This is a genomic window from Streptomyces sp. VTCC 41912, from assembly GCF_045799175.1.
GTDB classification, from domain to species: Bacteria; Actinomycetota; Actinomycetes; order Streptomycetales; family Streptomycetaceae; genus Streptomyces; species Streptomyces albulus_C.
This window is the reverse complement of sequence record NZ_JBJMAB010000005.1, coordinates 250,906-263,930: the sequence shown is the minus strand read 5'-3', so window position 1 is coordinate 263,930 and position 13,025 is coordinate 250,906. Positions and strand designations below refer to the sequence as shown.

16 protein-coding genes are annotated in these 13,025 nt (G+C 63.7%); 3 read left to right on the top strand and 13 right to left on the bottom strand.

Annotated elements, in window-relative coordinates; genetic code table 11:
- Positions 1–2 precede the first annotated feature (2 nt).
- Together ACJ6WD_RS10770 and ACJ6WD_RS10765 are read right to left on the bottom strand one after the other, a co-directional pair.
- Entirely contained in the window at positions 3–509 is a 507-nt protein-coding gene (locus tag ACJ6WD_RS10770; protein ID WP_407615655.1) for a hypothetical protein, read from the bottom strand.
- Between the two features lie 8 nt (positions 510–517).
- Entirely contained in the window at positions 518–2,074 is a 1,557-nt protein-coding gene (locus ACJ6WD_RS10765; protein ID WP_366408047.1) for a hypothetical protein, read from the bottom strand.
- Positions 2,075–2,205: 131 nt separating this feature from the next.
- On the opposite strand from ACJ6WD_RS10765, the gene ACJ6WD_RS10760 reads away from it, so the two are divergent.
- Positions 2,206–2,673: a hypothetical protein gene (locus tag ACJ6WD_RS10760; RefSeq protein WP_407615654.1), complete on the top strand. Its 468-nt coding sequence runs from the start codon at positions 2,206–2,208 to the stop codon at positions 2,671–2,673.
- Between the two features lie 47 nt (positions 2,674–2,720).
- Here ACJ6WD_RS10760 and ACJ6WD_RS10755 read toward each other — a convergent pair whose 3' ends face one another.
- From ACJ6WD_RS10755 to ACJ6WD_RS10705, 11 genes are all read right to left on the bottom strand, one after another.
- The gene (locus ACJ6WD_RS10755) at positions 2,721–2,969 is read right to left on the bottom strand and encodes a hypothetical protein (RefSeq protein WP_366408045.1); all 249 of its coding nucleotides are present in this window, start codon (positions 2,967–2,969) and stop codon (positions 2,721–2,723) included.
- A gap of 369 nt (positions 2,970–3,338) precedes the next feature.
- Positions 3,339–3,662, bottom strand: a complete 324-nt coding sequence (locus ACJ6WD_RS10750; RefSeq protein WP_407615731.1) for a KTSC domain-containing protein — start codon at positions 3,660–3,662, stop codon at positions 3,339–3,341.
- A gap of 419 nt (positions 3,663–4,081) precedes the next feature.
- Positions 4,082–4,270: a hypothetical protein gene (locus ACJ6WD_RS10745; protein WP_407615653.1), complete on the bottom strand. Its 189-nt coding sequence runs from the start codon at positions 4,268–4,270 to the stop codon at positions 4,082–4,084.
- 11 nt (positions 4,271–4,281) lie between these two features.
- Entirely contained in the window at positions 4,282–4,587 is a 306-nt protein-coding gene (locus tag ACJ6WD_RS10740) for a hypothetical protein (RefSeq protein ID WP_407615652.1), read from the bottom strand.
- A gap of 68 nt (positions 4,588–4,655) precedes the next feature.
- Positions 4,656–5,114, bottom strand: coding sequence for a MazG nucleotide pyrophosphohydrolase domain-containing protein (locus ACJ6WD_RS10735; RefSeq protein ID WP_407615651.1), 459 nt, complete (start codon positions 5,112–5,114; stop codon positions 4,656–4,658).
- Positions 5,107–5,319 carry a hypothetical protein gene (locus tag ACJ6WD_RS10730; RefSeq protein ID WP_407615650.1) on the bottom strand — a complete coding sequence of 71 codons (213 nt, stop codon included), beginning with the start codon at positions 5,317–5,319 and terminating at the stop codon, positions 5,107–5,109. The genes ACJ6WD_RS10735 and ACJ6WD_RS10730 overlap by 8 nt, the downstream gene beginning before the upstream one ends.
- Positions 5,309–6,076, bottom strand: coding sequence for an exonuclease domain-containing protein (locus ACJ6WD_RS10725; RefSeq protein WP_407615649.1), 768 nt, complete (start codon positions 6,074–6,076; stop codon positions 5,309–5,311). Before ACJ6WD_RS10725 ends, ACJ6WD_RS10730 begins: the two co-directional genes overlap by 11 nt.
- Positions 6,073–6,513 carry a hypothetical protein gene (locus tag ACJ6WD_RS10720; protein WP_407615648.1) on the bottom strand — a complete coding sequence of 147 codons (441 nt, stop codon included), beginning with the start codon at positions 6,511–6,513 and terminating at the stop codon, positions 6,073–6,075. Before ACJ6WD_RS10720 ends, ACJ6WD_RS10725 begins: the two co-directional genes overlap by 4 nt.
- Positions 6,514–6,610: 97 nt before the next feature.
- On the bottom strand, positions 6,611–7,606 hold the full coding sequence (locus ACJ6WD_RS10715) for a tyrosine-type recombinase/integrase (RefSeq protein ID WP_407615647.1): 996 nt from the start codon (positions 7,604–7,606) through the stop codon (positions 6,611–6,613).
- Between the two features lie 166 nt (positions 7,607–7,772).
- Entirely contained in the window at positions 7,773–8,045 is a 273-nt protein-coding gene (locus ACJ6WD_RS10710) for a hypothetical protein (RefSeq protein ID WP_407615646.1), read from the bottom strand.
- A 152-nt stretch (positions 8,046–8,197) separates the two neighbouring features.
- Positions 8,198–8,818 carry a hypothetical protein gene (locus ACJ6WD_RS10705; RefSeq protein WP_407615645.1) on the bottom strand — a complete coding sequence of 207 codons (621 nt, stop codon included), beginning with the start codon at positions 8,816–8,818 and terminating at the stop codon, positions 8,198–8,200.
- A gap of 3,195 nt (positions 8,819–12,013) precedes the next feature.
- On the opposite strand from ACJ6WD_RS10705, the gene ACJ6WD_RS10700 reads away from it, so the two are divergent.
- Together ACJ6WD_RS10700 and ACJ6WD_RS10695 are read left to right on the top strand one after the other, a co-directional pair.
- Positions 12,014–12,661, top strand: coding sequence for a hypothetical protein (locus ACJ6WD_RS10700; RefSeq protein WP_407615644.1), 648 nt, complete (start codon positions 12,014–12,016; stop codon positions 12,659–12,661).
- Positions 12,662–12,762: 101 nt separating this feature from the next.
- Complete coding sequence (locus ACJ6WD_RS10695; RefSeq protein WP_407615643.1) at positions 12,763–13,020, top strand: hypothetical protein; 258 nt, start codon at positions 12,763–12,765, stop codon at positions 13,018–13,020.
- Positions 13,021–13,025 lie beyond the last annotated feature (5 nt).

Genomic DNA, 13,025 nt, shown 5'->3' with positions numbered 1-13,025 from the left:
GCTCAGAAGCCGCCGGCCGGTGGGCTGACGGAGTAGATCCGGGGCGGTTGGATCTCCCAGTAGTCGATGTCGACGACCAGGTCGTGAAGCTTGAGCGGGCTGGCTGCGTGGTGCGGGACGCTGATCATGAATTTGCGGCCGCCAGGGACGACCTCGTGCACGCTGTAGAAGAACGGCTGGTCGAGGTCGGGGTCATCACTGGCTGGCAGGTCGACACTGAGGGCGCCGTTGATGACCTTCAGCCGGCGGGTGTTGGGGACGACCAGAACCCCGGTGGCCTTGTCGCGGTACCGGCTATTGGCCTGGACGAGCACGGTGCCGGGCAGCGGTTGGCCGCTCTCGGCCATGTAGGTCGCCACGACCGTCTGGGTGGTGATGTCGGCAGGGAAGGGTGCCGGCGAATTGGGCGTCGGGGCTCCGGGGCCGGGGAGTTGGTTGATCGCCGTCCAGCCAGGGATGTTGTACGGGTCGTTGGGGTCGTAGGTGTGGTAGTTGGGGTCGAGCGTCACGCTGGCTCCTAGGCGGCCCTGCCGTAGAGGAAGTTGCCCTCTTCCTGGACCTCGGGCATGGACAGGTCGGCGGTCATGTAGACGGCGTTGGCAAGGGAGTCCACGTAGTCGTCGTGGGCGCCGGCCTCCTCGGGCGCGTGCACGATCACGTTGGGTCCGGCGAACTCCAGCTCGGCGTCTTCCATCTGCGTGCGGAATCGCTGGAAGGTCTTGGTGCGCCGGACCTTGGAGTGTGCTGGCCAGGAGACGTTGTCGGTCCTCATCAGCTCCATGAGGTGCTTCCAGCGCTTGGACTGCGCGCCGCGGTCGGAGGGGAGGTCGATGATGTCGACTCCGGGCATGAGGACGCGCAGCCGGCTGGCGACGACGTCACCGATGCCGCCCGCGTCGATGCCGATGGCGAGGACGCTGTAGTTCGCCAGCGCGTCACAGATGCGGTAATACTGCTCCTCCCATCCCAGGCCGGACAGATCGAACCAGTTCAGGATGCGGTGCTCGTACTGGCCAAACTCGTCCGGGTAGTCCCAGTTCACCCACACGACCGTGACGATCGTCGAGTCCTGCTTGCGGGCGGGGTCGATCCCGACGATGACCGGGGTCTTGTGCCAGGCCGGCACGAGCTGCATCGACTTGTCCCCCAGGTCCTCCATGCGCTCGGAGGTGGTGAACATGCCTCGGTCGAGGAGCCACTGGAGCCGGTAGGAGAGGCGGAACTCGTCACTGTCCTCACCGATGGTCAGCATCTCGCCGCGGATGTAGATGCCGTAGTCGGGGTGGGCCTTCGCGACGTCCTTCCAGGTGGCCTCGAAGTGATTCGCCCGTGCGCCCCGCTTGGTGGCGAACCGCTTGTTCTGCTGGATGATCTTGAAGAAGATCCCCTTGGTGTAGGTGGGGGTCCCGGTCAGGATCATGGAACCTCGGGTCGAGGCCAGCATGGGCGAGATGCTCTTGTTGACGACCTTCTCATCCGCCACCTGCGCTTCGTCGATCAGAACAACGTGGTACGTGCGGCCCTCGATCTGGGCCCTCGGATGGCAAGTCTGTCTGCGGACGAGGGAGCCGCACTTGACCAGGCGCAGCTCCTTGCCCTTGCCGACGACCTTTTCGTCGATCTCAGGGTCGGCCATCAGCTCCTGGGCGCGCTCAGAGCACAATCGGCTGACGATGCGGCCGTAGATGTTGTCGGCCATGTCCTCGACTGGCGCGAAGGCGCCGAGCCAGACGCCCTCACGGAAGCGGTCGAGCAGGTTGGGGAAGATCGGCGCGAGCCGCGGGAACATGATCAGCACGGCTGCGAGGGTGTTCGCGAGGGTCTCCGACTTCCCGGACTGGCGGGCCCAGCAGGCGGTGATCTTGGCTGTGTCGCCGAGGATCATCGACTCCAGAATCCGGCGCGCGAGCGGCACCTGGTAGTCGCGCAGCGGGTGCCCGCTCAACTCGTCGATGACGAGCAGCATCTTCTCGATGATGCGGTCGACGGTGTCCTGGGATATCTCAAGATTGGCAGGGAGCAGATGCTCCTCGTCTTCATCTGTCCGAACCCCATCTGCAACCGACAATGTCATGCATTACCCCACATTGCACCAATTGGTTTCAATCAGGGTAAGAAGTGACTTCGAGATTGTGTTAGCACCGAAAAGCACACCGCAGCGATACCATCGCTCCACATAACACACACATGCGCAGGGGGCGGCAGATGGGTATCAACTGGGGGGCTGAGGACGATTTCGCACAGGCCGTCACACAGCAGGCCGACCGAGTCAGGTCCGTGCCGGGGCACGGACTCACCGACGGTCAGGCGTACCTGGTGGCCGCCGGCAACGTCGTCGAGCGGCGCATCGTGCGCATCTACCGCCTCGCCGTCTGGTTCGTCACTGCGCTAACCATCTACGTCGGCGTCCAGACCTGGTACGCCTCGGGCAGTCTCGCGGACTCCCTCGCCCCCATGGCGCTCGTCATGCTGGTCTCGACCGCGCTCGCGTTCCGTCTGACCCGCCGCAGGCGCTGGGCGGGCTTCAGCGTCGGCCCTTATGCCCGAGAGGTCGAAGCGTCACTGCGCCGCGCTCAGGCCGGCGTTCATCTCCTGACGACCTCCGGCGTCATTGCCGGCGCCTGCCTGGTCCTCTCCATCGCCTGCACGGCATGGGCCATCCCCACCGCCTGACCCGCGCAGCACGAAGCCCCAGCCCGTGAAGGTGGGTTGGGGCTTCGTCACGCCGTGCGGCGCTCCTGAAGCTCGCGGACGATGACCGCAAGGGCGACCACTCCGTCCACGGCCTCGGCCAGGGCGTCCTCGCTCGGCTGCTTGCGGTGTCGGTACAACGCCGCGGCGATCGTCGAGCCGGAGACGTCGGCCGCGTCCAGCAACTCGACGGCCGGCAGCAGCTTGACCCGCCGCTCCGCTCTGTCCAGCAACCGATGCGCCGGCCACAGTCGCTCCAGCAGTCTTCGTAGCTTCATCCGTCCAGCCCCAGCATCTGTAGCAGCTCCCATTCCTCGTCCGCGTCCTCGCTCCTGCGGGCCACCTGCCGGCGGGCGAGGGCGAGGTCCTCGTCAGTCATCGCGGCCGGGGATGTACGGCGTCGGCGTACCCAGGACCGCCACCAGGGCGTGGTCCTCGCTGGGCAGCTTCTCAGCCCACCGGCCGTAGCTGATGCCTTTGCTGAAGGGGAGCCGGACGACACGTGCATCGCCTCTACGAAAGGGCTCGACCATCTCCTGGGTCCAGGTCCTGTAGGTGAACGGGAAACCTTTGAGGGTGCGAACGCAGCGTATAAAGAACGGGAGTCTGAGCATGCGCCGTACCCTAATGCCCTTTTCCGTAACGTGTTAGCGGATGCGCCGGTAGGGGTGACCTTCGAGAGCCTTATTGATGATATTCCGGCCTTCCGATCCCGTACGCCGGACGTTTTTCCACGTGTTCGGAGAGACTCGGTAGTACTCATATATTGGACCGCCGTGGCTTCCTCGCCCGTGTTCGCCGTTGCGGAATTCGACTCGGAGAGTGTGGCTTTTGGAGTCATAGCCAGCGGCCACAGTACGCGGCCGGTCGCGGTTGATCGTGTGGTTCGGCCAGGTACTGAACGTCAGGAGCTTGTCGGTGGTTCCGGTCGCCCGGAACTCTTCCAGTGCCGAGCGGGTCCTGGGGCGCATGTCCCGCTCGTCGTACGCCTGGAGGCGGTCGACCTGGCGCTTGGAGTACCGGCCGCCGCCGAGTGCCGGCTCGGGTAGCCCCCTGACCGGGGGCGGCTTCCAACCGCGGTTAGGCATCCTTGCCCCCTGGGTGCTGGACAGTCCATCCGACAGGGTGCTCCTGGCCCTCGGGGTCGATGTCGACCCCAGGATGGTGCGGGCAGAAGCGGCCGGCCTGGACGTGCCGGCCCTGCCACCACACACACGTCGAGACCTGCATCAGCGCCTCCCCGACGCTCGGGCGCAGTCCTCGCACAGGTGGATCTGGCTGTGGGCGCCCCCGCTGGTCGTGGACAAGGCCGCCACGCGATCGGGATGGTTGTCGCAGTGGTGACGCAGCTGGACTTGCTCCGGCTTGGCGGTGGACTTGCGGCTGGTGGTCATGCTGCTCCCTGATGGTTCACGATCTGGGTCTCGACGCGGGCGCCGAACTGCTGGGCGGCGCTGGTGGCATGGCGTGCCTTTATGACGGTCAGGCGCAGTGAGGCTGCTGCGCTCTTCATGCGAGCTGAGGCGTCCGCGTAGTCGATCGAGTTGTGCGGTGGACGCTTGGTGCTCCAGAAAGCCACGGTGCCCCCTTTCAGCCCTTGTGGCGGGGGTCGGCCCAGGTGTTGATGACGCGGTCCATGACGTCAGTGATACGGGTTGTCGCCGTGACCATTTCCTGCGCGGTCGTCGTCATCGACTCCGCGAGCGGGATGACTTGCTCCACGAGATCTCTCAGTCTCGCGTTCTCGTCGACCTCCCGGCGATAGGTCTTTCCAGGGACGACGACTTCACTGACGAAGATCGCGAAGACAAACGCAGCGAGCGGCCCCAGAATGAGCGGGTTGTCGAAAGTGACACCGCTGGTCGGGGCCGCTACTGCGATCAGTTGGTGAAGCATTCAGACCGCCTTCAGCGTCAAGGACTCATGCCCTCAATGCTAGGCGGGAGCAGTGGAATTGTGTTATCTCAGCACTTCTGGGCGAAGTAATTCGCGAGAATTTCTACACCGACGTCGTGCATGTTCGCCGGCTGGTAGTTCGCTCCCTTCAAGACCTTGCCGTCACCGCGGAGAACCGGTCGGCCATCCTCCCCTAGCTTCGACATGTTGCTGCGGTGAACCTCCTCGAACGCCTTGCCCAGAGGTATACCGAGCAAGTCAGCGCTACCAAAGACGACGTACGCCAAGTCCGACAGCTCCTTGGCCAGGTGCTCGAACTGCTCGACCGGGAAGTCCTTGCTGCCAGCCCGCTCCAGTGCGGCGCTGATGGCGTCGAGGACCTCCTCGCACTCCTCGCGGATCAGTGTGGCTCGGCGCCCCAGCAGCGCGCGGAGGCTCTCAGGGGTGGTGATGCTGTTGTCGACACCGAAGGCACGGTGGAACTGAGCGACCACGCCTTCGAAGTCGACCAGTGCGGTGTCAGCCATGGCCTTGCTCCTTGTTCCTTCGCCGTCGCAGGTAGGCGCCGAGCACTTCGTGCAGTTCGTGTACGTCCTCGTCGAGCATCTGGGCGTCGCAGTCACAACCGCGGATCCAGACACCACGTTTCTCGCTCACCAGGACGGCGTGGTGGCCGGCCTCGGCACGCAGCACCGCGCCCTCGACGAGCAACTCCATTGCGCTACGCGGCATTTGCCAGCACCTCCGGCAGGGGGATGATGGGCCAGGTGCCGTTGACGCTGGCGCCAGGGGTCCTGGCTCGGCGCAACCAGTTCTCGTAGCTCGCGGACTGGGCGGCAAACCACAGCTTCTGCTTGCCGTAAAGCTCGACGAGGTCTTGGCCGTGCACCTCGTGGTGGTAGGTGCTGCGGCCAAAGGCGCGGGGGTCGTCGGCCGTCCCCAGGATCACTTGTGTGACCTGGACGGCGGCCAGGGCGTCGGCGCCGGCCTCGTGCGCTCCGTCCAGCGTCACGCCGTAGTAATCGCAGAGAGCCGTCAACCGGCGCTTGCCTGGGCGGAAGGGGTCGACGCGGCGGTCCAGGACATAAGGGTCGAGGATGACAGCATCCTTGGCGGAAGCGATCATCTCCGAGATGGGAGTGACGTCGTAGCGCCGGCACTCGCGGTCGAGCAGCGTCAGGTCGTACGGGGCGTTCATGATGACCAGCGGGAAGCCCTCGCTCAGCGCGGCCCAGATGCGGCCAGCGATCTGGGCAGTTGCCCTGATGGGGTTCATGCCCTCCGCCTGGGCCATCTCCGTCGTGATCGTGTGGACCGCTGTCGCCTCAGCGGGGATTGGGATGCCGGGGTCGACGAGCCACTTCCGGGATCGGCGCAGCGAGCCGTGCAGGACCTCAACCCACGCACCCGTGACGATGCGGTCGGTCTCGACATCAATGCCTGTTGTCTCCAGGTCGAACCCGATGAATGTGTCCGGGAACTGGCTCACGCGACCTCCTGCATGGGAACGACAACTCCGGACTGAGTGGCATCCTGCTCGTGCAGCAGCCGGCGGTAGGCGCCGATGAGCGCGGGCATGGCCATGCGGGCGACGAGGTAGAAGGTCAGGTCTTCACCCTCCTCGTCGTCGAACAGTTCCAGGCCGCGGAACTCACGGACGTCGCCCGCCCGGAGCTGGCCGCCGTACAGCGGACCGCTGGCGTCGCAGACGCTCTGAAGGAAGTCCAGGTCCGACTCAGTCATCCGCTCCATCGGAGGCTCGTCCTCGTGCGGGATGTGGCAGTCGGCGCAGACCACCGAGCCATACTTCGTCCGTTCCCAGACGTGGTGCTGGGAGGGGGCGTCGATGGCCTTGGCCGAGCAGGTGCCCGACAGCGGGTAGTCGTCTCGGAAGAGCCGGATCGCATCCGGCGAGATCTCGGGCATGCTTTCTCCTCTCAAGGGGTGAGGGTGCGCTGAACGACAGCGCCGGCAGGTCCTCGTAGGCACGCATCAGGTTCGCCAGGAGCAGCCGGCGTGCCAGTTAGGCAACTACGAGTTCCGCGGCGGCGAGCACCTCGCGGAGGGCCTCGTCCACCAGCACCTCGACAGCCTCGTCCAGGACCACTTCGGCCTGGCGGCGGGTGGCGACGGCGCGGAGTTGTTTGTCCAGCGCGTAGGACGGGGACGCGTCGAGGTTGTTGCGGGCACGGTCGTACCGGCGAGTGGTGCGCGGATCCGCGTGGCCGGCCATGTCCTGGACTGACTCCAGCGACTTGCCGGTCTCCAGCGCCAGGGTGATGGCGGTGTGGCGGAGGTCGTGGGTGCGAATCTTGCGGACGCCGACTCGTCGGCACAGGCGCTGGATCATGTCCCAGATGCCCTGCCGTGTGATGCGGCGACCAGTGGAGGTGACGATCAGCGCCTTGCTGGTGCGGTCGCCGAGGTACGCCTTCAGGGCCGCCCAGGCGCTGGGCGGGATGACGATGGTCTGGGTGCGACCACCTTTGCGGGTGATGCGTAGGACCTTGTGGTCGCGTTCCTCGCCCAGGTCCTCGATGTCGGCGTTGACCAACTCACTGACGCGCATGCCGGTCAGGAGCAGGACGTGGACGACGGCGGAGCACCGGGGGCTGTACGCCTCGGCGCCGCGCAGGAGCTGCTCGGCCTCCTCGAACGTCAGGCCAGTGGCCTGGCTGATGGTGGAGGCGGGCTGGCGGTCAACAAGGGCGGCCGGATTGCGGAAGATGAAGTCCTCCAGCTCGGCCATGGCGTACTTGAAAAAGCCCGACACGACGGAGAGGTGGCGGTTCACCGAGCCGTTTCCGTAGTGGTCGAGGAGCCAGTTCTTGAAGGCGTCCATCTGGGCGCGCTTCTGGTTGAGGGGGTCGAGCCGGTACTCGGAGCACCAGGTGAGGTAGTGGCGCAGGTCGCGCCGGTACTCCTCGCGGGTGCGGCCGTTCTTGGTCAGCAGGAAGGCGCCGGCAACGGCGATCGGCTGTATGCGGCCGTTCTCCACCAGAGCGAGATGAGCGCTCATATCTGCCGTCCTTCACCGTTGTTGGGAAGGCCGTCCGCTTGGTGCCCACCAAGCAAGAAGGCCCGGATCGTCGCTCGTTGGCGTTACCCGACGCCTCGTGATTGAGCGACAAACCGAGCCTACTTGACGAACAACTTGTGGCACAAGTTGTTGTTCAAGTTGTTTCTCACGTGACCCAAACTTCGGTGGCGCTGACGATCTTCAGCCGACTGGCATCACCGTCCGCCGCCTTCAGGGCCGCCCTCAGCACCTCCGGCAACACCTTCACCTCAGTACGCGCACGGTCGTTGCGCGAGGCCCGCCGGATCGAGTCAGCACGATCCCGAAGCGACCTCCGCCGTCGGGCCGCATCCTCCTCACGCTCCAACTGGCGCCAGGAGTCCGCGCCGTGGCGGATCACTCTGTCGAACGCAGAAGCGTGGTCCGCGAAGTCGCCCACCTGAACATCTCCTCACATGCCGGCAAAACGCTTAGAGGGGCCAGCCTCGGCATCCCCGAGCGCTAGGCCCCTCTAGAGTTAGGTCGTCTCCTGATCCGGAAGGCCGCGTGCGCGGCACAGTCATAAGGTCACTGCCCTACCGCCGACTTCGGTCATGACAGCCCCAGGTCCTCACGCCGCAGCCGGGCGTACATCGTCATCAGCGACTGCGACGGCATGCCCGACTCCGGCATCATCACGATCAGACGCATGTCCTGCGGGGACAGCCGCGGGTCCTTCTGCTCGAACGCTGCATTGAGGTACTCACGCACCCTGACGGGAGTGATCTCCTCCCAGTCATCTCCGTTGAGCGCATCCTCGCGCCGTCGAACCTCCTTGAAAAGGTCCTCGACAGCGAAGCTGAGCTTGCCCTTGTCCTGGAGCGACTCAACCAGCTCACGCTCCTGCGGGTCCTTGAACAGCTCATCCCGCTCACGCAACTTACCGCGCAGGTAGTCACGGATTTGAGATGTTGTGAAGAGGTTGCCCTGATGGTCTTCGAAAAGCTTGTACAGGGCCACCTTCGCGGCCTCGGCGCGGGTGAACCACGGAGCGTTTGTCTCGTACCACTCCGTTTTGTGCTGGTCGCAGAGAAACAAATTCATTGCTCGCGCCCCGTTGATCATCACGTACGTCGGCGAGCCCTGGATCACCTTGCCGCAGACGATCTCGCGCCCGGACTCGTCGTGCCCAGTCACCCGGTTGCAATGCTTCGCGGCCGGCATCTCAGCCATGGCGCGCTCCTTCCCTGCCGCCCAAGCCCAGCGGCGCAATCATCAAGGTGACCCGCTCCTGGCGGACCTCACAAACATGCAGCGACGCCGTCACTATAAACCAGGAGTTGGTCAACTTGTGGGCCTACTTGTTTCACAAGACTAAGGGCTTTGAGTCACAAACCACTCACATGTTCGAATCAACGGGTTCGAACGCTCAGCACCGTCTCCCCCGTTCGCAGGTTGATAGACCATCGCAGCCGACCACTCTCAACGGCCTCCTCCAAAGCCTCGTCGACCGCTAGCTCACGCAGAGGCTCACGCGGGTCCGGAAGGGCTCCATCAAGGCAAATAACCTCGTCTGCCCGCACCAACGGCCACCGCCGGCTCACCTCATCGGCCTTCAGGACCGGGATCTCCCCCGAGCCCTCCATACGGGCGACCATCACCATGGCGCACACTCCCCGGGTCACGAACACGCTTCACGTGATCGAACGCTGCTGCTACGCCGCCACAAGTCAACATCCTGAGCGGCGGGTTCCACATCTATCACCGCCACAACTTGTTCACCATCTTGTGGTTCTTGTAATGGGTCACGCGCGAAAATGATCAACACATGCCGCACAAGGTGGATGTGACCGCCAGTAACAGGCTGCTGACATGGGAATATGCCACCGACAGTATTAAACAAGCCACCACACAGTGACGGCGGCGACAAGCAAGTAGACGAAGGGTTGCTGTGACGAGGGTCACTCCCTTAACGCGACCAGGTTACTCATCCGTGCGCCTGTCACCACCTGCGACTTCACACGACCCACACAGAGGTCTGACCCCTAGCTCCCTGACGGTCCCTCACCCTGCCCGCACCCGCTGGCGATACGCCTCGACCAGGCACCGGGATCAGCCCGCCGACGATCAGGTCCTCACGCAACGCAGCCTCGCCCGCGGCGACCCGGATCGGTATCCACTGGTGCCGGCCCGAGCCCAGAACCCCCTCCTGGTACTTCAGCAGCTCTACCGCCACCTCGACCTCCGCGTGGCACTCCTCGCGACTGACCGCTTCCCACGCCACACGGCAACCGCGAGCCACCCGGCCGCCGGCGAAGCGACCAGCGCCGGGTGCTCCAGGACGAACTCCTCTCGGGGCGCGAGCACCTCGACCACGCAGCTCGGCTCCTCGACATCGTCGACCACCACCGAGGTAGCACTCGTCCGTATCCGCGACTGGACGTACCACTGCCGGCCCTGCTCCTGGACTACTGCGCTCGATGTCTTCAGTGGCTTGTCCGCGGCCAGTTCGCCGAGCACTCCCCCCGCTGCGACGCATCGCTCACGCAGGGGAAAGTACGTCGCGGACGGCCGTCTGCGCCTCAACTCGACTTATTCGCCTATTCGTTGTGTGACCAAGGCCGCAATGACGCTCCGTGATAGCCGGCTTGCCTGCCCTTGCATGCCGAACCACTGCGAGGCTGCCGAGCGTGACCATCTAGGGCACTTCCGTGGCTCTCTGTCTACAAAAATGCGAAACCCGCCCCGATCACGCACGGCTACTGTCCGAATTGATCGACCTGGTGGCTACATGACTCATCAGGGGGCACTAACCGGCTTTGCCCATTTAAGGGTGGGGGTATCCGTTTCGCACCTTTGCGCACACGTGAATATTATGCTTACGGCTGCATATCATTCCACGCAGGCGCGCATGCCCGTTTCACCCCCTACATCGCTTATGGCGGCATGCGCACTAAAAGGGTTACTCCCAAATTCCCATTTGGGTACGCCCCCAACAGGGGAAACGTCGTCGGGTCAACTGAGAAAGTGTCACCAGGTCGCGCGTCAACCCTTTTGCAACACCTTTTTCTGCATAAAGTCGACAGTTACAGCCCGTGAACGGATACTGTCAACGCAGGGTTGCGGGGTCGTGGGGCCACCCCCTGACAAACGGACCATCAGATACGCAAAGAGTTACTCAACGTGTATATGCGCAGGTCACAGGCATGGGTCGGTCGTGGGGGCGCACTATACCAATGAGGCATCAGCTACTTAGGCTTACCTATGTCAGCAGTTACAGAGAGCCGGCATAGCAGAAAGTAGCGAAAGTGCCTTTCTTGGCTACCGAGTGTGCGCACGGCGCAGCATGGCACAACGTAGCTACCTACCCACTGTGCGTATAGGGAGGGTGCCGAGACTCCCCCTCCATCCCCCGAATCTCCCTGTGCGCCGCCGCGAGCCGCTATAGGCGCCAGTAGGTGGCGCGCATCGCACGTGAGCCGCTACGCGCCACCGTGAGCCGCTACGGGGTGCTGAGTGACGCCACTGTGGGCGTAGCGAGCATGAGCCCCCCGTGAGTCGCACCCGCACCCCTAGGTGCGCATGACGAAGGGAGCACGCTGCCCCTTCCCCCTAAGAGCTGTCGCGCACCAGCATCCCCGGATAGGCAAGAGGGACATTGCCGGCTGAAACGGGGCAAGCAAGTCAGCGACGAGGGTGGCAGGCAGGGTATGTGACGCGCGTCACAATAGTCGCATAAGCGCAGATCAAATGGGGCGCCAAGCGCCTGGCACGCCTTGCATGCCAACCGATTGGCACTAGGGGGTAGCGCCAGACGTCTGGCACCCCATAGAGTCTTCCTTGTCAGCAGGAAGGACCGCCGGAAACGGGGGGACTGACTGAGGGCAACGGCTCGGACGAAAGCCCTACGGGGTCGGTAGAAAGAAAGCCGTCGTTCCTTGAGAACTCAACAGTGGATATAGACGCACGGGAACGGTAACAACGTTTCTGCGAGGGGAATGAGAATTCCCCACTATCGGTCAACGAGCCGATAGGGCGCGCAAGCAACAGGGGTGCTGTTTGCCTACTGTCGCCGAACCCTTAGAGGGGTGGACCTATTGCGCGTGGCTGAACGTCCGGTCGCTTTGTCAGGGCTGGAGACAGACAGTCAGTTGAAACGTGGTGGCAAGAGCAGTAAGAGGTACCGCCACCGTTACCCGTAGCGTCACTCTCTCTCATATCGCGCCGGATTTATCTGCGCGCGATTCGGGGAGCGTTGCTCTCACAGGGCGCTCCCCCACCCTCTCTGTTTGGTCCGTTTACCAACGGACAATGCAATCTCATGCACTACGGTGCAGCAGGGCGCTAGGTCTCATTAGCCGAATTCCCTGCTGTAGCCGAGAGCCAACGGATGTGGTGTCCGTTGGTCACCCATGAGAGGAGAGAGCAATGAATCGCGACAGCCTCAAGGACTTCTTTTACGAGAAAGTCTGGAAGGTGAACAGCGATGTCAACGGACAGGGTCGGTCCTACGGCTGGACTAACTGTCATTGGAATGACCTCTTGAAGGCCATCGATGAGTACGCCGATACCCGTAGGGATCAGCCCAAGTCCGCCGGTCAGGAACTGACTAGTGAGAACTACCTGTCTGCCCTGGCTGATGCTCGTTTCGGTGACGTCGCTCCGTTTCTGGGGCAGCGTTGCCCGGACTGCCAGGGAGCGGCCGAGTCTGATGCTGAGTTCGAGCACGTCAAGTTCGGCGGCAGCATCGTGATTGGCTGCGATTCGACTCTCCTTGTGAATCCCGGATTGCTGGGTTTCGCTGAGGAAATCTGGTTCGACTCACGTTACGAGGAATCCGAGATCGTGCGGGAGGACGCCTCTGTCTGGGGTGACCACACCGGATCGGTCTGGAGGACCGGTGCAAAGGTGCGCCCGGCACGGCCGGAGGAGCACGCGGACGGTCTGGCCGGAACGCTTGAGCGCATTGAGCTGGAGCACGACTACGGGTTCACCCGTGCGACATTCTGGGTCCAGTGGGAGAACAACACAAGCGGTCCGGACAGTCACCAAAGCGGTGACATCGTTCTGATCTGAACGTCGTCACGGCGACTCTAAATAGGCGTTAGGCCGTGAGCGTCCGCGCGGAACATCGCGCGGGGTCGCAGGGGTGGTTCCCTGCCTGAGAGGAGAGAACTATGTCGACCGCGGTGCGAGAGCAGTGCGCCCCTTCCGAGGCTGACTGGTACGTCGAGGTCATCTACGGAAAGACGTTCTGCGACGAACACGGTTTCAAGTGCCGCCGCGATGCGTGTGAGCGTCGGTACGGCACGGAGACCGACTACAACTACGGCTATTTCAAGGGTGTGGAGCGTCCGTCCATTCAGGACCGGGACAGCCTCGTGCCCGATGGGTACGTCCGTCGGGAGTCGACCGTCAAGCCCTGCGGGAGGTGATCACA